The 17,351-nt window shown below is 64.8% G+C and carries 18 protein-coding genes; 8 read left to right on the top strand and 10 right to left on the bottom strand.

Annotated elements, in window-relative coordinates:
* Positions 1 to 38: 38 nt before the first annotated feature.
* From KH208_RS02845 to KH208_RS02835, 3 genes are all read right to left on the bottom strand, one after another.
* Positions 39 to 464, bottom strand: coding sequence for a DUF4440 domain-containing protein (locus KH208_RS02845; RefSeq protein WP_291433667.1), 426 nt, complete (start codon positions 462 to 464; stop codon positions 39 to 41).
* Between the two features lie 65 nt (positions 465 to 529).
* Positions 530 to 943, bottom strand: a complete 414-nt coding sequence (locus tag KH208_RS02840; RefSeq protein ID WP_291433665.1) for a pyridoxamine 5'-phosphate oxidase family protein — start codon at positions 941 to 943, stop codon at positions 530 to 532.
* The gene (locus KH208_RS02835; RefSeq protein WP_291433663.1) at positions 936 to 1,406 is read right to left on the bottom strand and encodes a MarR family winged helix-turn-helix transcriptional regulator; all 471 of its coding nucleotides are present in this window, start codon (positions 1,404 to 1,406) and stop codon (positions 936 to 938) included. Before KH208_RS02835 ends, KH208_RS02840 begins: the two co-directional genes overlap by 8 nt.
* 204 nt (positions 1,407 to 1,610) lie before the next feature.
* On the opposite strand from KH208_RS02835, the gene KH208_RS02830 reads away from it, so the two are divergent.
* The 6 genes from KH208_RS02830 to thiF all read left to right on the top strand — a co-directional run bounded on the left by KH208_RS02830 (position 1,611) and on the right by thiF (position 7,759).
* Positions 1,611 to 3,161 (top strand): lipopolysaccharide biosynthesis protein, encoded by a 1,551-nt coding sequence (locus KH208_RS02830; RefSeq protein ID WP_291433661.1) that lies wholly within the window; start codon positions 1,611 to 1,613, stop codon positions 3,159 to 3,161.
* Positions 3,162 to 3,396: 235 nt separating this feature from the next.
* The gene (gene thiS, locus KH208_RS02825; RefSeq protein ID WP_291433659.1) at positions 3,397 to 3,597 is read left to right on the top strand and encodes a sulfur carrier protein ThiS; all 201 of its coding nucleotides are present in this window, start codon (positions 3,397 to 3,399) and stop codon (positions 3,595 to 3,597) included.
* 296 nt (positions 3,598 to 3,893) lie between these two features.
* Positions 3,894 to 4,664, top strand: coding sequence for a thiazole synthase (locus KH208_RS02820; RefSeq protein WP_291433657.1), 771 nt, complete (start codon positions 3,894 to 3,896; stop codon positions 4,662 to 4,664).
* Positions 4,665 to 4,676: 12 nt separating this feature from the next.
* A complete protein-coding gene (thiH, locus tag KH208_RS02815) occupies positions 4,677 to 5,795 on the top strand; it encodes a 2-iminoacetate synthase ThiH (RefSeq protein WP_291433655.1) in 1,119 nt (372 codons plus the stop codon).
* A gap of 76 nt (positions 5,796 to 5,871) precedes the next feature.
* On the top strand, positions 5,872 to 7,092 hold the full coding sequence (locus tag KH208_RS02810) for a diaminopimelate decarboxylase (RefSeq protein WP_291433654.1): 1,221 nt from the start codon (positions 5,872 to 5,874) through the stop codon (positions 7,090 to 7,092).
* A gap of 58 nt (positions 7,093 to 7,150) precedes the next feature.
* Positions 7,151 to 7,759, top strand: a complete 609-nt coding sequence (gene thiF / locus KH208_RS02805) for a sulfur carrier protein ThiS adenylyltransferase ThiF (protein WP_291433652.1) — start codon at positions 7,151 to 7,153, stop codon at positions 7,757 to 7,759.
* Positions 7,760 to 7,770: 11 nt separating this feature from the next.
* Here thiF and KH208_RS02800 read toward each other — a convergent pair whose 3' ends face one another.
* The 7 genes from KH208_RS02800 to KH208_RS02770 all read right to left on the bottom strand — a co-directional run bounded on the left by KH208_RS02800 (position 7,771) and on the right by KH208_RS02770 (position 15,279).
* Positions 7,771 to 8,628: an invasion protein gene (locus KH208_RS02800; protein ID WP_291433650.1), complete on the bottom strand. Its 858-nt coding sequence runs from the start codon at positions 8,626 to 8,628 to the stop codon at positions 7,771 to 7,773.
* A gap of 64 nt (positions 8,629 to 8,692) precedes the next feature.
* Positions 8,693 to 9,121, bottom strand: a complete 429-nt coding sequence (locus tag KH208_RS02795; RefSeq protein ID WP_291433648.1) for a (deoxy)nucleoside triphosphate pyrophosphohydrolase — start codon at positions 9,119 to 9,121, stop codon at positions 8,693 to 8,695.
* A gap of 3 nt (positions 9,122 to 9,124) precedes the next feature.
* Positions 9,125 to 11,131, bottom strand: coding sequence for an ABC-F family ATP-binding cassette domain-containing protein (locus KH208_RS02790; protein ID WP_291433646.1), 2,007 nt, complete (start codon positions 11,129 to 11,131; stop codon positions 9,125 to 9,127).
* Entirely contained in the window at positions 11,128 to 12,204 is a 1,077-nt protein-coding gene (locus KH208_RS02785) for an NAD(P)-dependent oxidoreductase (protein ID WP_291433644.1), read from the bottom strand. Before KH208_RS02785 ends, KH208_RS02790 begins: the two co-directional genes overlap by 4 nt.
* On the bottom strand, positions 12,201 to 13,331 hold the full coding sequence (locus KH208_RS02780; protein WP_291433642.1) for a hypothetical protein: 1,131 nt from the start codon (positions 13,329 to 13,331) through the stop codon (positions 12,201 to 12,203). The genes KH208_RS02785 and KH208_RS02780 overlap by 4 nt, the downstream gene beginning before the upstream one ends.
* A gap of 4 nt (positions 13,332 to 13,335) precedes the next feature.
* On the bottom strand, positions 13,336 to 14,262 hold the full coding sequence (locus KH208_RS02775; protein WP_291433639.1) for a dihydroorotate dehydrogenase: 927 nt from the start codon (positions 14,260 to 14,262) through the stop codon (positions 13,336 to 13,338).
* Between the two features lie 207 nt (positions 14,263 to 14,469).
* Positions 14,470 to 15,279 (bottom strand): dihydroorotate dehydrogenase electron transfer subunit, encoded by an 810-nt coding sequence (locus tag KH208_RS02770; protein WP_291433638.1) that lies wholly within the window; start codon positions 15,277 to 15,279, stop codon positions 14,470 to 14,472.
* A 394-nt stretch (positions 15,280 to 15,673) separates the two neighbouring features.
* Here KH208_RS02770 and KH208_RS02765 point away from each other — a divergent pair, with 394 nt between their 5' ends.
* Positions 15,674 to 16,747, top strand: a complete 1,074-nt coding sequence (locus tag KH208_RS02765) for an aminopeptidase P family protein (RefSeq protein ID WP_291433636.1) — start codon at positions 15,674 to 15,676, stop codon at positions 16,745 to 16,747.
* A 69-nt stretch (positions 16,748 to 16,816) separates the two neighbouring features.
* On the top strand, positions 16,817 to 17,341 hold the full coding sequence (aroL, locus tag KH208_RS02760; RefSeq protein ID WP_291433634.1) for a shikimate kinase AroL: 525 nt from the start codon (positions 16,817 to 16,819) through the stop codon (positions 17,339 to 17,341).
* The last annotated feature ends 10 nt before the right edge of the window (positions 17,342 to 17,351 follow it).

The raw sequence follows: 17,351 nt of genomic DNA, 5'->3' as shown, positions 1-17,351 counted from the left end.
GGGCGAAACCTATGCGCGGCCGACGGCCGGAAACAAACTCAGGCCGTGGCCGCCGGGCCGGAATAATGCACGTGCACGAGCCGCCATCCCCGACCGGGCCGCCGGACATAGACCTGGCTTTCCCGGCCGCTGGTGTGCCGCTCGCCGTTGTCGGCGCGTCTGGTGGCCGTGAACTCCCAGTCGAATTCCGCCACGGCCGCGTCGCCGTAAAGATGGATGGCCGGCTCACCCGTGAGCCTGAGTTCACGCCTGGAAAAGGTATTCGCCATGGTTTTGGTATAAAAGTTGTCCCGGATGGCTTCCCAGCCGCGCTCATGCCCGCGCGGATGGATAAAGGAAGTTTCCGGCGCAGTGTCCCAGACCTGTTCCGCCAGTTCCGGCTTGTCCGCGTGGATGATGGATTCGCGGTACATTTCGATTTTTTCGCGCAGTTCTTCCCCGGCATTGTCCTGATCTGTTGTCATAGCTGTTCCTTCGGATACGCGCGCGGTTCCGGCGTCAAAGCGGAAGCCGCGCGCCTTTGTTGCGGTTAAAACGTGCCCTTGCGAGGCGGGTTGCCGGAAAAATCGGCAATGACGTATTCGCCGTGTTCAAGACAAAGCGAGGCGAACACCGGATTGTCCGCGCTGCCGTAGATGCCCTTGATCAGCGGCTGGGCAGCCAGGACGCGCTCCTTCACGGCCATGTCGTCCGTCAGCGCCATCTTGCCCGTCAGGCGCAGCCAGGTCATGTCCTGTTTCACGGCGCAGATTTCCACCGCCGGATTGGCCTGCAACTGCTTGAACACATCCTTGTTTCTGGCCGTGCAGAACCAGAGCTTCCCGTCCTGCTCAAACTGGAACTGAAAAGCGCGCACCCTGGGCTGCGTGCCGTCCATGGTGGCGATGAAGCACATGGGCGTTTCCGACAGAATCCGCGAAATTTCCTGCAATTCCTTACTCATGACATTCTCCTTGCGGCGGGAGTATTGCGTCCCGTTTCAGATTTTCCAGTACCGCGCAAAGGCCCCTGACGCAGGCCTCCCGCTCTTCCCGGTCCATGCCGCGCCAAGCCGTACGCAACATGGCAGCGGAGATTTCCTCCTGCATGCCGCGCAGGCCCTCGCCCCTGGCGGTCAGCACGATGCGCTGCACCCGCGCGTCCGCGGGATCGGGCTCCCGGCGGCAATAGCCCCGCTCTTCCAGGGTTTTGATCAGGCCGGTGACGGTGTTTTTCCGCCTGTCGATGGCCTCCGCCAAGGCGCCCATGCTCAGAGGGCCCTGGCGGAACAGCGCGTGCAGCACCGCGCCGTGGGCGGGCAGCAGATCCGTGACGCCGCGTTCGGCCAGGGCCCTGAGCAAAAAGGCGTTGGCCTGCTCGCGCACGGCGGCGGCCAGGGCGATGACGGCATCCGTACTCTGTTCCATAGTCTTGCCACTCCAATTGGTTCGTGGGCGAACTAACCCATGCGGCCAAATTAGTTCGCCCACGAACAAATGTCAATATTTTTCTTCGGCCATAAAATCCGCCGCTTCCCGGCCCGGTTTCCGCCGCCTCCCGCGCGGGCGGGCGACAGGCGCTTTCTGCAAAAAGCCCTTTAGGCTTTTTGAGAAAATGTGTAGATTGCCCACATGCAAAGCTCCACGCCCACCCTGGCCCGCCGCTATGCCTTCAAGCTGCTGGCCAACGTGGCTTCCGTGCCGGTGTACCTGGCCATGGAGGCCATTCTGCCGCGCGCTCTCGGCCCGCGCATGTACGGCAACTACAGCTTTGCCACCAATCTCTTTCAGCAGCTTTCCGGCTTTCTGGACATGGGCACCTCCACCTGCTTTTACAACGCCCTGTCCCGCCGCCAGAACGAAACCGGCCTTATCGGCTTTTACTTCCGCATCAGCCTGCTGGTGGCCCTGATCAGCCTGTTGGCCGCCCTCTGCATGCTGATTCCGCCGGTGGGGGGGCTACTCATGCCCGACGTACCGCTCTGGCTCGCGCCCCTGGCCGCGCTCTGGGCTTTTCTGACCTGGTGGGGCCGGGTGCTGCGCTCCATGAACGACGCCGTGGGGGCCACAGTCTCCTCGGAAATGGTGCGCACCGTGATCTCGCTGCTGGCCGTGGCTCTGCTGGGCGTGCTGTTCTGGGGCGACTGGCTGAACATCCACAGCCTCTTCGCCCAGCAATATCTCATGCTCGGGGCCACGGCCCTGGGCTACTGGCTGGTCACGCGCCGCCACTGGCGCGAGCGCGAGGAAAGCCTGCGCTTCCATCTGAGCAAGGCGCAGAACCGGGCCTATTGCCGCGAATTTTTCGACTACAGCCACCCGCTTTTCGTCCAGGCCCTGCTTTCCTTTCTGCTGCTCACCGCCGAGCGCTGGCTGCTGCAATGGTTTGACGGCAGCGCGGAACAGGGCTTCTTCGCCCTGTCCCAGAAAGTCAGCATGGCCTGTTTTCTTTTTGTCTCCGCCATGACCCCCCTGATCATGCGCGAGCTTTCCATCGCCTGGGGCCAGAAGGACCGCGTGGCCATGGCCCGGCTGCTGACCCGTTTCGCCCCCCTGCTTTACGTGGTGGCGGCCTATTTTTCCTGCTTTACCCTGGCCGAGGGCCCGGCCCTGGTGAACATCTTCGGCGGCGCGGAATTCACGGCGGCCATCCTGCCCGTGCAGATCATGGCCCTCTATCCCTTGCACCAGGCCTACGGCCAGCTGGCCGGGTCGGTCTTTCACGCCACGGGGCGCACGCGCGTGCTGCGCAATATCGCGGCCCTGGAGTGCGTGTACGGCTTTGCCACGGCCTGGTTTCTGCTGGCCCCGCCGGACCTGTTGGGCCTCAACCTCGGGGCTGTGGGCCTGGCCCTGAAAACCGTGTGCGTGCAATGCCTGACCGTGAATTTGTATCTCTGGCTGGCCTCGCGCTTCATTCCCCTGAACTTCTGGCGCAATTTCGCCCATCAGCTCTGGAGCCTTGCCGCTCTGCTGCTGCTGGCCTTTGCCTGCCGCGAGCTGACCATCGATCTGGGCTTCGGCGATCTGGACTCCTTCCGCCGCTTCTTCATTTCCGGCGTGCTTTACAGCCTGCTCTGCCTGGGCCTCTGCCTGGCCGTGCCCCAAGTGCTGGGCCTTTCCCGCCGGGAATTGCGCGAGCTGTTCATCCGCCTGAAAAAATCCCGCCGCAGGGCCGCGTAAACATCCCTTGCATTCTTGCGGCGCAGAGACTATCGTTTTTTCCTACCGGCTGGGGGAGCCGTCACGGCTGAGAAAGGGTGTTAGCGCCCTGACCCCTAGAACCGCGCAAACGCGCGGCTCTGCACCTGACGCAGATAGTGCTGACGAAGGGAAGCTGGCCGACCTGCCGCCGCAGGTTCGCGCTCGCCCGCAGACATTCCGGTCCGCGGGCTTTTTTGTTTTCTGGAGGTTCGACATGGATGTGATCGTCAACGGCGGAGCCGAAACCTGCGCGGAAGCCGCCAGCGTGGCGGATCTGCTGCAAACGCGCGGCCATGACCCCAAAACTGTGGTCGTGGAGCGCAACGGGAACATCGTCCCCGCCGACGCTTTCGCGGCCACGCAACTGCACGGCGGCGACGTGCTCGAAATTGTGCAGTTTGTAGGCGGCGGCTAGGAGCTGTTTCCAAATTAGGGAGTTTTGCCTTTCCGGCGAGGAAAACGAGCCTGTTACGACGGGAGTATACTCTTGTCTCAGCCGTTGCAGCGAAGCTGCTTACGAATGAGGACAGCAGCGTCCGGTATTCGGCCAGAGTGAAAAGCGACCTCTGACGAAGCTGGAAGGTAAAAGAACCAATTTAGAAACAGCCCCTGGAACGACATTCTCTTTTCCCGCCGGACGGCACGGTCCGGTGGGAGAGGTTGAGGCCGTTTTCCCTTTTCCGGCATCAGAGCATCCTGACGGAGAAACATATGAATGATCCCTTTGTGGTCGGCGGCGTGACCCTCAAAAGCCGTCTGTTCATCGGCACGGGCAAGTACAGCGCCGACAGCCTGATTCCGGCGGTGGCCGAGGCCAGCGGCGCGGAAGTCATCACCGTGGCCATGCGCCGGGTGGAAAAAGGTCAGCAGGGCATTATGGGCCATATTCCCAAAACCATGCGCCTGCTGCCCAACACCTCGGGGGCGCGCACCGCCGACGAGGCCGTGCGCCTGGCCCGCCTGGCCCGCGCCGCGGGCTGCGGCGACTGGGTCAAAATCGAGGTTATTTCCGACACCCGCCATCTGTTGCCCGACGGCTATGAAACCGCCAGGGCCACGGAAATTCTGGTTAAGGAAGGCTTCACCGTGCTGCCCTACATCAATCCGGATCTCTACGTGGCCCGTGCCTGCGCGGAGGCCGGTGCCGCGGCGGTCATGCCGCTGGGCGCGCCCATCGGCACCAACCGGGGCCTGCGCACCAGGGAAATGATCGCCATCCTCATTGAGGAGCTGGACCTGCCCATCGTGGTGGACGCGGGCATCGGCCGTCCCTCCCAGGCCTGCGAGGCCATGGAGATGGGCGCGGCGGCCTGTCTGGTGAACACGGCCATCGCCTCTTCCGACGATCCGGTACGCATGGCCGGAGCCTTCAGGGCCGCCGTGGAAGCCGGACGCAACGCCTGGTTGGCCGGAGCGGGCGCGGTCATGGCGCGGGGCGAGGGGGCTGAGGCATCCTCGCCGCTCACAGGTTTTCTCAGATAGAGGATCACACAGATGAAAAATTTCCAGGAATTTTTGCAGGCCTGGCCCGCCGAGCGCCGGGCCGAGGGCGTGGCCGACGTCACCCCGGCCAACGTGCTGGCCGTGCTGGACAAGGACGTGCTGCAGCCCGCCGATTTTCTGACCCTGCTCTCGCCCGCCGCCGGGGAATGTCTCGAAGCCCTGGCCCGGAAGGCCCACGACCTGACCCTGCGCTATTTCGGGCGGGCCGTTAATATCTTCACGCCGTTGTACATTTCCGACGTGTGCACCAACCAGTGCCGCTACTGCGGTTTCAACGCCAAAAACAAGCAGCCGCGCCGCCATCTCAGCGTGGACGAAGCCTATGCCGAGGCCAGGGCCATCGCGGAGATGGGTTTTCAGCACATCCTGCTGCTCACGGGCGACGCGCCCAAGCTCTCCTCGCCGGAGTATATCGCCTCGGTGGCGCGGCGGATCAAGCCGTTGTTCGCTTCCGTAGGCGTTGAGGTCTATTCCCTCACCGTGGAGGAATATTCCCTGCTGGCGGAGGCGGGCGTGGACTCCATGACCATGTTCCAGGAGACCTACAATCCCGAACTCTACGCCTGGCTGCATCCCGTGGGCCCCAAGCACGACTACGGCTTCCGCCTCAACGCGCCGGAACGCGCCGCGCGCGCGGGCATGCGCTCTCTGGGCGTGGGCGCGCTGCTGGGCCTGGAATCTTTCGAGCAGGACGCCTTCGGCACGGGCCTGCACGCCTGGTGGCTGCAACGCAACTTCCCCGGCGTGGACGTAAGCGTGTCCATTCCGCGCATCTGCCCGCACGAGGGCGACTTCGACGTGCAGCATGCGGTGGATGACCGCCACCTGGTGCAATACGTCACCGCGACGCGTTGCTTTTTGCCGCGCGCGGGCATCACCTGCTCCAGCCGCGAAAGCGCCTTCATGCGCGACCACCTGGTGCCTCTGGGCGTCACCCGCGTGTCCGCCGGAGTGTCCACGGCCGTGGGCGGCCGGGCCACGGAGGACATGCACAATCCCGGCCAGTTCGAGATCACCGACCACCGCAGCCTTGAGGAAATGAGCGCTGCCCTGGCGGCCAATGGTTACCAGGCGGTGATCAAGGATTGGGAAGACCCGGCGGCGGCCTGACTTCGCAAGCAGCGTGCTCGCGGACGGCACCCGCGGGCACGCTGCTTGCAGCCGCGCGCCAGGGAGGATTGCTCCTATGCGGATGACGGATGTGGAAACACTGCTGAACCGACATGGATTTCCCTTGTATATTTATGACAGCGAGGCGATATCCGGTCGGATTTCCCGTCTGAAAGAGGTCTTCAACGGCTTCGATATCCTGTATTCCATGAAGTGCAACAGCAACGATGCCGTCTGCCGCCATATAACGGCGCACGGCCTGGGCATCGACGCGGCCTCGAAAAATGAAGTGCTCGCGGCGCATTTTCTGGGCGTTCCCAGCGATAAGATCTTGTTTTCCGCGCCCGGCAAAAGCGATGACGACCTGCGGGAAACGCTGGACAACTGTCTGATCATCGCGGATTCCTACAATGAGCTGCAAAGAATCGACGCCCTTTGCGCCGGGCGGGGCATGACCCGTCCGGTCGGCCTGCGCGTCAGCCCGGATATTTCTTACGGGCCCGGGTCTTGCCCGGCCGTCTGTCCCGGCCTGCCCGACAAATTCGGTGAAGATGAGGAAGACTTGCCCGCGCATGGGGATTTTTTACGCGGCCTGAAGTATGCGCGCCCCGTGGGCATCCATGTCTATACGCGCAGCCAGGTGCTCAGCGCCGGGGCCCTGGGCGTCTGCTTCGAGCATGTGGCGCGGCTGGCGCGCGGCTGGAAACGCGACCTTGGCTTGCCTCTTGAGTTTGTCAACTTCGGCGGCGGCCTGGGCATCCCTTACGCCGAAGAAATGCAGCCCTTGGACCTTGAGCGGCTTCACAGGCATGTGGCGGGCCTGATGCGGACCATCCCGCAAAGCGGCCCCGCCCCGGTGCGCCTCTATATGGAAAGCGGCCGTTTTCTGGTAGGCAAGGCGGGAGTCTTCGTTACCCGCATTGTTGACGTCAAGCACTCACGCGGCAGGACTTTTGTCATTGCGGCGGGCCTGCTCAACCATTTTCTGCGCCCGGCCATTGCCGGGCTGATGGATGCTCTGCCGCTTGAGCGGACATACGCCGGGCCGTGCGAACCCTTGTGGAGCGGTTGCAATACTGTTGTTCCCAAGGCCTGGGGACGGCCAGCGCCCGCCCGGACCGTCACGGTCTGCGGCAACCTGTGCACCGCCATGGACACCGTGGCCCACGGCATCCCTCTGGAAAACGCCGTAGTGGGCAATCTGCTGGTTTTTGAAAACGCGGGCGCCTATGCCGCCGCGCTGAGTCCGCACGGTTTTTCCAGCCAGCCCGGGGCAAAAGAGATTCTGTGGGCCTGAGGGTTCTTCGCATCCCGGAGTATGGCTTTGCCCGCCACGAAGTGCGGAAGGAAAATATATGAGCAACAGTCTGCGCCAGGGCCTGGTCCGATACTTCTCGCCGCAGCAACTGGACAAACTGCGCGCCGCGCGCGTGGGCCTGGCCGGAGCCGGCGGCCTGGGCTCCAATGCGGCGCTCATGCTGGCGCGTTGCGGGGTGGAGAACCTGCTGCTGGTGGACGACGACGTGGTGGAGCCGTCCAATCTCAACCGCCAGCAGTTCTGGCCGCGCCATCTGGGCAGCCCCAAGGTGGATGCCCTGGCCGGGATACTGCGCGAGCTCAATCCGGACATCCGGGTGGAGACGCGGCGACTGCGCCTGGGCCCCGCCGATCTGCCGGAAATTCTGCCCGCCTGCCCCATCTGGGTGGAGGCCCTGGACGATCCGGAAGCCAAAACCATGCTGGTGGAACGTGCCCTGCTGGACGGGCGCATGGTGGCCAGCGCCTCGGGCATGGGCGGCTACGGCGGCCCGGCCATGCGGAAACGCCGCCTGGGCCGCCTGACCCTGGTCGGGGATTTCACCACCGATGTGCTCGCGGCCCCGCCCCTGGCCCCGCGTGTCACCGAAGCGGCGGCCCTGCTGGCCGACGCCGTGCTGGAATTTATTTTGGGGGAGGAAGGGTAGGCCCGCGGTGGTCAGGGTAAAGGCTTGACGGAAATTTCGCGGTAGACGCCCCTGGCCGGATCAAAGGCAATGACGCGTTCCGCCCAATGGCGCAACGGCTTGCCGGACTCGCAGGAGCCTTCCATGCCTGTGGGCAGATCCGGGGCCACGACGTGGAAAGCGTCCCAGGAACGGCCGTTGACACTGCGTTGTTTAACCGTCACCGCCGGGCCCGAAGCGGAACTGTAGCCCGCGATGAAGAAACCGAGCGGGGTGTAGAAATTATCCCCGCAACCCAGAAAAAGCTGGCTTGCCCACAGATTCAAGAGCGGGTCTTCGTTGAAGCTGAAATCCATGATGCCGTCATGGTTGAGATCCCTGGGGACGATATTACGGGTTTCGCCATGATACGCGGATTCCAGTTGCTGCTGCCGGGGCCAGTCTTCTCTTTTTTCATGCTCCGCCGTGAGCTGCTCCGGGTCAAACGGCAAAACGGCGATGATTTCCAGCTCTCTCCAGCGTTCCTTGGCTTCTTCCACCCCGATGCGAGCCCCGGGCGTTCCCACCCGGCGGATGCCCGCCGCAAGCCGGGCCGCTTCACCGGACTGCCCGGATGCGCCCTTCTTTGTCTGTTTACGGCCCGGCTCCCGCTCTTTTCGTTCCTCGTCGTATTTCAGGCTCTCCAGCTCCCGCGCTTTTTCGGCGTCGTCATAGGGCATCAGCTCCAAATAAAAGAGGGGGGCGTCGGCGGGCATGCCCGCCCCACGGCACCGCGGCGGCTTGGAGGCCGCGGTGGCCGCCCCGGGCGGCGCAAGCAGGGCCGTCAGCATCAGCGGGACCAGAACAAGCCCGCACAGACGCCGAATATGAGCAAAACGCATACGCCCCATGCGGGTTCCTTCCGGCCGGCAAATTGCCGTTGAACCGCTTGCAAAAAATTCAGCACACACGCATTCAGGCCATTCGCGGCCCTTCTGCCCGCAACTGTTCCAGCACGCCCGCATCGGCGGGCAGAAAGCCCAGCTCCGGGGCTTCGGCCGGAGTCACCCAGCGCAGATTCTGGCCTTCCGCCGGGCAGGGCTCGCCGCTGAAGGCCGTGACGTGGAAAAAGTACAGACGCACACGAAAGCCGCGCTCCGCATAACTGTGTTCCAGGCTCTGCCAGAAGCGGCACTCGCGCACGCCGATGCCCAGCTCCTCGGCCAGTTCGCGGGCGAGAGCCTCCGCCGGGCTCTCCCCTTTCTCCAGCTTGCCGCCGGGAAATTCCCAATAGCCTTCCAGGGGCTTGTCCGTGGGCCGCTGCGCGGCCAGAAAACGCCCGCCCCGCCAGATGATGCCCGCGGCCACCTCAATCAGCCGCGGGCCGTCGCCGCTCTCAGGCATGAATCACTCGCTTTCGGCCTGTTTCTTGATAGCCGTTATTTTTTCTTCCAGGCCCGCCATTTCCTCCAGCAGGTCCTCGCCGCGCCGCTTGCATTCTTCAAAGCGCTTGAGCAGTTCGCCGGAGCGGCTGTGATCCGCATAGACCTCTGGATCAGCCAACTGACTTTCCACCGCGCCCTGTTCGTCCAGCACGCGGGCCAGTTCCTCTTCCAGAGCCGTATACTTGCTTTGCAGGGGTTTGAGTTCCTTGTGCAGGGCGTTGCGTTTCTCGGCCTGTTCGCGCTTGAGGCGCTTCTGTTCCTCGCGTGAGAGACCGGGCGCGGCCTCCCGCGCCGTTTCGGAATTCATTTTCGGCAGTCCGGCGGCGCTCAGGGCAGCGCCGCCCCGGCCGTCCGTTCCGGCACCGGCCAGGCGCGCCCTGCGGTCGGCGTCGTAGGCCGCGAATCCGGCATGGACCGTAATGCCGTTTTCATTCAGTTCCCAGGCTTCGGCTCCGACCTGCGACAAAAGCCAGCGGTCATGGGCCACCATCAGCAGGGTGCCGGTGAATTTTTGCAAAGCCAGGACCAGAGCCTCGCGGCTTTCCAGATCCAGATGGTTGGTGGGCTCGTCCAGCAACAGAAAATTGCAGCGTTTCAGAAACAGGCTGGCCAGAACCAGGCGGCTTTTTTCGCCGCCGGACAGGGCGCTGACCTGGCGGTCGAAATATTCCTGGCCCAGCAGAAAGAGGCCCAGCACGCTCATGAGCTCCTCTTCCGTGGTGTGCGGGTCCGAAAGGCGGCGGATTTCGCCCAGCACCGTGGTGTCCGGGCGCAGGGTGTCCATCTGGTGCTGGGTATAGTAGCCCAGGCGCATCTGGGAGGCCGTGACCAGATTGCCGCCGCAACGCTCCAGCTGCCCGGCCAGAATCCGGAGCAGGGTGGATTTGCCGCAGCCGTTATGCCCCACCAGGGCGATGCGCCCGCCCCGGTACAGCGTGAAGGTCAGGGGCGGCCACATGCTCTTGCCGTCCGGGAAATGAAAGGCCAGATCAGCGGCGGCCAGCACGATCTTTTCCGAGTGCGGGGCCTCGGGCCAGCTGAAATTGAGCTCCTTGCGCTTTGGTTCGGGCCTATAATCCTCCAGCTCCTTTTCCAGCTTCTTGGCCATCTTCTGGCGCGAACCGGCCTGGCGGGCCTTGGTGGCCTTGGCCCGGAAGCGCTCCACAAAAGCCATTTTACGGTTGATCTCGTCCTGGAGGGCGCGGGCCTCGCGCTCGCGCTGGGCGTTGTACTCCTCCTGCAAAGCCAGGAACTGGGTGTAGGTGGCCTTGCGGAATACCGGGCGGGACAGCCCCAGATAGAGCACATGGGTGCCCACATTGTCCATGAACATGCGGTCGTGGGCCACAAAGACCAGCGCGCCCTTGAAGTCCAGCAGAAAGGATTCCAGCCACTCCACGGCTTCCATGTCCAGGTGGTTGGTGGGCTCGTCCAGCAGCAGCACGTCGGCCCCGGCCGTGAGCACGCGGGCCAGTTTGGCCCGTTCGCGCCAGCCGCCGGACAGCTCCCGCAGGGTGCGTCCCCACTTGGCCTCGGAGAATCCCAGCCCGGACAGCACGGCCTTGGCCCGGTGCTCGGGATTATAGCCGTACGTGGCTTCCAGCTCACTCTGGCGGTGCATGAGCGCGGTCAGGCGGCTTTCGTCACCGGATTCGGCCGCCTGCTCCCACTCGGCCCAGAAATCGTTCCAGTCGTGGAGCACGTCCAGCACGTAAGTCAGCAGGGGCGTGTCCAGGGCTTCCCCGGACAGCTCCTGCTCCACAAAACCCAGGCGGCAGCCCTTGGGCAAAAGCACCCGTCCCCCGTCGGCGGATTCCACCCCGGCCAGCAGGCGCAGCAGGGTGGACTTGCCCGTGCCGTTGGGACCGCAGACGCAGAGCCGCACGCCGGAATCCACCTCCAGCGAAAAATTGCTGAAGATGTCCCGACCGCCGAATGATTTGGAAAGTTCCTGAATGGTTATCTTCACAGCCAACCCTCGCGCCGGTAGCCTTCCACGGCCTCGGCCATGCCCTCGGCCAGACTGACCCGGGGCTCGTAGCCCAGCTCCCGCCGGATGCGGGCGGCGTCGCAGAGCCAACCCACCTGCCGGGCCTCGCGGTATTTGTCCAGGTTCCAGTTGGGCGCGCGTTGCGGGGCCCGGCTCGGCAGGCAGCGCGACAGCCGCGCCCGCAACAGTCCCCCGCCGGAGGCCAGTCCCGCCGTCACGGCCAGCAGGGGCAGAGGCAGATGAATCACGCGCAGCCGGGGGCGGCCCAGGGCCGCGCCCATGACGCGGCAGAAATGGGCCATGCTGTACAGGCCGCCGTCGTTGATATGGTATACGCCCCGCGCCGTATCCTTGCAGCAGAGCAGCACGGCCCGGGCCATGTCCCGCGCGTGCACGGCGGACACGGGAAAATCGCGGAACGCTCCGGGGCTCACGGCAAAGCCCCTGGCCGCGCCCTTGAACACGGGCAGCAAGCCCTTGTCGCCGGAGCCGTAAATAATGGGCGGACGCAGGGTCACCAGCCTGTCCCCCAGGGCCCGGCCCAGAATCTGCTCCACCAGCAGCTTGGACCAGCCGTAGGCGGAAACCGGCGCGGGCACGGCATTGTCCGCCACGCCGGGCGGGCAGTCGGAAGGGCCGGTGGCCGCCAGGCTGGAGACCAGCACAAAACGCGCGGGCAAACCCTTGCCGGAGCCCTGAGCCGCCGCCTCCACGTCGGCCAGCGCCACGGCCAGAGCGCGCGCGGCCAGCGCGTTGGCCCGCAGATAGTCCTGCCAGCCCAGGCCGAACAGCAGGGCCGCCATGTGAATGACCACATCCTGCCCGGCCAGGGCTTCGGCCAGCCCCTCCCCCGTGCGCAGATCAGCCCGCGCCACGGCCACATCCGCAGGCAGATGCCCGGTGCGCGAGGCCGCGCGGGTCAGGCAGGTGACGCGCGCGCCCGCTGCCAGCAGGCGCGGCAGCAGATGACGGCCCACAAAGCCCGTGCCGCCGGTGACCAGCACCTTTTTGCCGTCCAGAGGGGAAAAGCGTTCGTCCGAGGGCCCGGTCATACGCTGATCTCCCGGCGGTATATGCGGTAGCGCTTGGTGATCCGGCCCGAAAAATCCTCAATAAGGTCGTCCACGGCCACATTGTCCTCCAGCACCCAGGAGCCTTCCACCCACTGAAAATCCGGTTTGCTGCGGGCTTTTTCCAGCATATAGTCCAGCAGCAGCAGGGGCAGGCCCAGCAGGCGGAACTCCTCCTTGATGCCGAACAGCATGATGCGGTAGCCGCCCCGGATTTCCTCCCGCGCCTGCCACCAGTGCCAGAGCGCGGACAGCCCCAGCTTGCCGTTGAGGCGCTTGAGCAGGGGGTTCATGTCCGGCAGGGCCACCATGCCCGCGGCGGGTTCGTCGTTGTGGTAGAAAAGCACGAAAAAATCCGGATCCAGGATGCCTTTGAGCTCTTTGACATGGTGCTCGGCCTCGCCGTCGGAAAGCGGCGAAAAGCCCCAGTTCTTGGCCCAGGATTCGCGGTAGATCTCCAGCATGGTCCGGATGTCGGCGGCCAGGGTGGCCTTGCTGGACGTACGGCAGGTGAAACGGGCCTCGGCCTTGAGCCGGTCCACTTCCTCCCGCAGCCAGTCCGGCGGCGACAGGCGATCGCGCTCAATGAGGTAGGCGAAAAGATCCTGTTCCTTGCGCAGATGCCAGCCTTCCAGCAGTTCCGCATAATAGGGAGGATTCCAGGGCATCATGATCACCGGGGGCAGGTCGAAGCCGTCCACCAGCAGGCCGCAGGTGTAATTGGCGGAGGGGTTCAGCGGCCCGCGCATGAAGCTCATGCCCTGGGCGGCCAGCCAGCTCCGGGCTTCGCCCAGCAGGGCGTGGGCGGCCTCCGGATCGTCCAGGCATTCGAAAAAGCCGAAGGCCCCGCAGGCCTCTCCGGCATAGGCATTGTACTTCTCGTCCACAATGGCCGCGATGCGCCCCACGGGCCGCCCGTCGCGCAGGGCCAGATACAACTCGCGCCGGGCCGATTCCCAGAAAGGGTGCGCGCCGGGCGTGAGCAGCTCGCGGTCCTGGCTTTTGATAGGGGGCACCCAGAGAGGCTGATCCGCGTAGACGGTCCAGGGCAGGTCCACAAATGTGGTCAGCTCCTGTTCGGAGCGAACCGGAATGATGCTGACGGCCATGGGCCTAGTCCATGCGCAACGCGCCGCGCAGTTCGGCGGGCGAGCGCGCTCCCAGGCGTTCGCAGGCCGCGGGCAGTTCCGCCGCCAGGGCAAAAGCGCTGTCCGGGCGCATGAAGTTGGCCGTGCCCACCTGCACGGCGGCCGCGCCCACCAGGATGAATTCCAGCGCGTCCTCGGCGCTGACGATGCCGCCCATGCCCACCACCGGAATCTTCACGGCCTGTGCCGCCTGCCAGACGCAACGCAGGGCCACGGGCTTGATGGCCGGGCCGGACAGGCCGCCCACCACATTGGCCAGAGACGGACGCCGGGTACGCAGATCCACGGCCATGCCCAGCAGGGTGTTGATGCAGGAAACGCTGTCCGCGCCCGCGTCTTCCACGCTGCGCGCCATGAGCGCGATGTCCGTGACATTGGGCGAGAGCTTGACCATCACATGCTTGCGCGGCGCGCCCTTGCGCACGGCGGCGGTGACGGCGGCGGCCAGCTTGGGATCCTGGCCGAAGAGCACGCCGCCCTCCTTGACGTTGGGGCAGGAAACATTGACTTCCAGCGCGGCCACGCCCTCCTCGCCGTCCAGACGCGCGGCCAGTTCCCCGAATTCCGCCGGGGAGGTGGCATACATATTGGCGATGACCGGCGTTTCCCGCCAAGGCAGATGGGGCAGCTTGTCCCGGCAGAAGACCTCCACCCCGTCGTTTTGCAGGCCCACGGCATTGAGCATGCCCGCCGTGGTTTCCACAATGCGCGGGCAGGGATTGCCCTCGCGCGGCTTGAGGGACAGGCCCTTGACCACTATGCCGCCCAGGGCCGCCAGATCGCCGTAAGGCGCGAACTCCACGCCGTAGCCGAAGGTGCCCGATGCCGTGAGCACCGGATTTTTCAATTTGAGATCGTGGGTTTGCCCCTTGAGGGTGACGGAAAGATCCATGCTGTTTCCCGGTTGTAAAAACGCTTGAGCTTCAGTTTTGTTCCATTCTGGCATACGCAACAAACCGCGTCGGCATGATCGGCGCGGCTGTTTTTGTTCGCCGGCAAGGAAAACAAGCTTTTTTACGGAGAGAGTGTACTCTTTATGGTACTCGACCGAAATAAAAAGCGAAGTTTGACAAAGCCAGCGGGCAAAAGGCAGTTGCGCCTACAATTCGATGTGATGGGACCAGAACACCGGCCCCTGATTGCACACCTGAATCAGGCCGCCGCGCTTGGCGGGCACCGGCCAGGCATCCGTGGTGCGGACCACGCAGCCGAGGCAGGCGCCCACGCCGCAGCCCATGCGATTTTCCAGCGAGAGCTGGGCGCGCACGCCCAGTTCCCCGGCGAATTTCTGCACGGTGCGCAAAAACGGCAGGGGCCCGCAGGCCAGCACAAGGCCGTTCTGTTCGGCGTATTCGCGCATGCGCTCCTGCAGGGAAAAAATGAAATTGTCCAGATCGCCGGGCGTGTGCTCGCGCAGGCTGTCCAGAGGCACATGCTCGTTGATGCTGTCCACCGGATAGCAGCTGATGGGCTCGCGGTGGCCGAAGAGCATGGTCACGTTCCAGGGCTTGGGGTGCTCGTTGACGTAGCCCACAAAAGGCACAATGCCCATGCCCCCGGCCAGAAGCAGGGTGGGCGTGTCCGGCTCCACGGCGAAGCTGTTGCCCAGGGGCCCCCAGACCCGCACCGTGTCGCCGGCCTTGAGTTCGGCCATGCGCCGGGTGCCGCGCCCCTGAACCTGAAAAAAACAGATCATGTGGCGGGCGGTCATGTGGCAGATGCCCAGGGGACGGGCCCAGGGAATTTCCAGGCCGAACGAGGCGGGCCGGACCATGACGAACTGGCCGGGACGCCACTGCTCCCATTCGGGATGGGTCAGACGCAGGGCGAAAAAGCGGCTTTCCTGGCCGGTCTGGCCGAAGGGCACCAGATCCAGCACCGTGAGCAATGAAGAGCGCGGCTGGGACATGTTCTGTTCTATAAACCCACTTGCCGGGACGGTCAACCAAGGCCGCGCTGCCTCCCAAGACAATCAAATGAATGTTTCAGCCGTCGGATATCCTTACAGCAGGCCTTCCTTGTTTCCGCGAACGCAGCCGACACAGTCGGCAGGAGAGCGGGGACCGGTTTTACGGGAATTTTGCAAAATTGGCGGTTTTGTCGTGCGGGCAGGCCGGAGTTTGTGAAATAACCGTAACGTGACAGGAAGGCTGACGCAAGCGGACTCTTCTCTTTCGCTCCGGACACAACAATACTCATCCTGTTCATGCGATTGCCCTGGTCGGATCCCGACGCGGGGCTTTTCATGCGCGGCCCGACGCTGTAGCATGACCCCGTTCCCCATCAGGAACAGGAGATACGCCATGCAAGCCATATACGCCGCCCGCCGCGACCGTCTGCGCCGGGCCATGCGCGCCAGAGGCCTGGACGCCCTGCTGGTCAGCCAGGCGGCCAACCGTTTTTATCTTTCAGGTTTTGAACTGCACGATCCGCAGTGCAATGAAAGCGCGGGCCGGCTGGTCGTCACGGCCGACGGCCGGGACTGGCTGGCTACCGACGCCCGCTATCTGGACGCGGCGGCGCGGCTCTGGGATCAGGAACGCATCTTTATCTACGGCGGCGACGCCGCCAAAGACCTGCATAACCTCCTGCGGCGCTGCGGCGGACGCGTGGGCCTGGAGGCGCGGGGCGTCAGTCTGGCCTTTGCCCGGGCACTGGACCAGGCCGGGCCCGGCCCCCGGTTTGAAGCCGCCGACGGCCTGGTGGAGCACTTGCGCCGGATCAAGGAACCCTGCGAAATCGCGGCGCTGGAGCGTTCCTTCGCCCTCAACCACAAGCTCTTGCAATGGGTGGAAGGTCAGCTGGAACCGGGCAGGACCGAAAAAGAACTGAGTTGGGCCATTGAGCGCTTTTTCCGCGAGAACGGGGCCGGGGAACTGGCCTTTGCCAATATTGTGGCTGTGGGCCGCAATGCGGCCCTGCCCCACGCCATCCCCGGCGAGGACGCGGTCACGGAGAACTGCCCGGTGCTCATCGACGTGGGGTGCCGGGTAGACGGGTATTGCTCGGACCAGACCCGCACTTTCTGGGCGGGCGACGCGCCCGCGCCGGAGTTCAGGCGTACCCTGGCCCTGGTGCGCGAGGCCCAGGAAGCGGCCCTGGAAAAAATGCGGCCCGGCCTGCCCCTGCGCGAAGCCTATGCCCTGGCCCGCGCGGTTTTTGAAAAAGCCGGGGTCGCGGAAGCGTTCACCCACGGCCTGGGCCACGGCGTGGGCCTGGAAACCCACGAGGCCCCCAGCCTGTCCCCGCGCGCCGAGGGGGTGCTGGAGCCCGGCATGGTGGTCACGGTGGAGCCGGGCCTGTATTATTCCGCCTGGGGCGGCGTGCGCTGGGAATACACTGTCCTGGTGGAGGAAGGCGGCGTGCGGATTTTGTAACGCATCCCGTCAGTCATGACGAGACGCTCGGGGGTGCGCCCCTGAAGGTTTCGGAGCAAAGGAGCCCGCATGGCGGCGATTTTTCTGGTGGGAGCCCGCGCGGCGGGCAAAACCACGGTGGGCCTGGAGCTGGCCCGGTTGCTCGATTGTGCTTTTGTGGACACGGACCGGCATTTGCGCGAACGCCTGGGCCGCTCCGTGGCCGAAGTGGTGTCCGCCGAGGGCTGGCCGGGCTTCCGGGTCCGCGAAAGCGCGGCCCTGCGTGAAGTGGCCGCCCTGCACGCCCGGGGCGGCGCGGTCATCGCCACGGGCGGCGGCATGGTTCTGGATCCGGAAAACCGTCGCTTCATGCGTGCCCAGGGTACGGTTTTCTATCTGGCCGCCCCCGCGGAGGCCCTGGCCCGGCGCCTGGCCCGCGACCCCCTGGCCGGGCAGCGCCCTTCCCTGACCGGGCTGGGCATCGCCGAAGAAATGCAAAAAGTTCTGGACGAGCGCCGTTCTCTCTATGAGGACGCCGCCCACCATATCCTGGATGCCACGGCGGCACCGGCCGACGTCTGCGCCGCCGCTTTGCGCCTGCTGGGCCGAAACTGAGGGCGGCCGC

Source organism: Desulfovibrio sp., from assembly GCF_018379785.1.
In the GTDB taxonomy this organism is placed as follows: domain Bacteria; phylum Desulfobacterota; class Desulfovibrionia; order Desulfovibrionales; family Desulfovibrionaceae; genus Desulfovibrio.
The sequence above is the reverse complement of the archived record's forward strand: the minus strand, read 5'-3'. Positions and strand labels throughout refer to the sequence as shown.

What these genes read in the sequence shown, in the direction of transcription:
- thiH (WP_291433655.1), top strand. Translation starts at nt 4,677, where the DNA reads ATGAAAAATTTCCAGGAATTTTTGCAGGCCTGGCCCGCCGAGCGCCGG.
- KH208_RS02810 (WP_291433654.1), top strand. Translation starts at nt 5,872, where the DNA reads ATGCGGATGACGGATGTGGAAACACTGCTGAACCGACATGGATTTCCC.
- KH208_RS02775 (WP_291433639.1), bottom strand. Translation starts at nt 14,262, where the DNA reads ATGGATCTTTCCGTCACCCTCAAGGGGCAAACCCACGATCTCAAATTG.
- KH208_RS02840 (WP_291433665.1), bottom strand. Translation starts at nt 943, where the DNA reads ATGAGTAAGGAATTGCAGGAAATTTCGCGGATTCTGTCGGAAACGCCC.
- KH208_RS02770 (WP_291433638.1), bottom strand. Translation starts at nt 15,279, where the DNA reads ATGTCCCAGCCGCGCTCTTCATTGCTCACGGTGCTGGATCTGGTGCCC.
- KH208_RS02820 (WP_291433657.1), top strand. Translation starts at nt 3,894, where the DNA reads ATGAATGATCCCTTTGTGGTCGGCGGCGTGACCCTCAAAAGCCGTCTG.
- thiS (WP_291433659.1), top strand. Translation starts at nt 3,397, where the DNA reads ATGGATGTGATCGTCAACGGCGGAGCCGAAACCTGCGCGGAAGCCGCC.
- KH208_RS02785 (WP_291433644.1), bottom strand. Translation starts at nt 12,204, where the DNA reads ATGACCGGGCCCTCGGACGAACGCTTTTCCCCTCTGGACGGCAAAAAG.
- KH208_RS02800 (WP_291433650.1), bottom strand. Translation starts at nt 8,628, where the DNA reads ATGGGGCGTATGCGTTTTGCTCATATTCGGCGTCTGTGCGGGCTTGTT.
- thiF (WP_291433652.1), top strand. Translation starts at nt 7,151, where the DNA reads ATGAGCAACAGTCTGCGCCAGGGCCTGGTCCGATACTTCTCGCCGCAG.
- KH208_RS02830 (WP_291433661.1), top strand. Translation starts at nt 1,611, where the DNA reads ATGCAAAGCTCCACGCCCACCCTGGCCCGCCGCTATGCCTTCAAGCTG.
- KH208_RS02765 (WP_291433636.1), top strand. Translation starts at nt 15,674, where the DNA reads ATGCAAGCCATATACGCCGCCCGCCGCGACCGTCTGCGCCGGGCCATG.
- KH208_RS02845 (WP_291433667.1), bottom strand. Translation starts at nt 464, where the DNA reads ATGACAACAGATCAGGACAATGCCGGGGAAGAACTGCGCGAAAAAATC.
- KH208_RS02835 (WP_291433663.1), bottom strand. Translation starts at nt 1,406, where the DNA reads ATGGAACAGAGTACGGATGCCGTCATCGCCCTGGCCGCCGCCGTGCGC.
- aroL (WP_291433634.1), top strand. Translation starts at nt 16,817, where the DNA reads ATGGCGGCGATTTTTCTGGTGGGAGCCCGCGCGGCGGGCAAAACCACG.
- KH208_RS02780 (WP_291433642.1), bottom strand. Translation starts at nt 13,331, where the DNA reads ATGGCCGTCAGCATCATTCCGGTTCGCTCCGAACAGGAGCTGACCACA.
- KH208_RS02795 (WP_291433648.1), bottom strand. Translation starts at nt 9,121, where the DNA reads ATGCCTGAGAGCGGCGACGGCCCGCGGCTGATTGAGGTGGCCGCGGGC.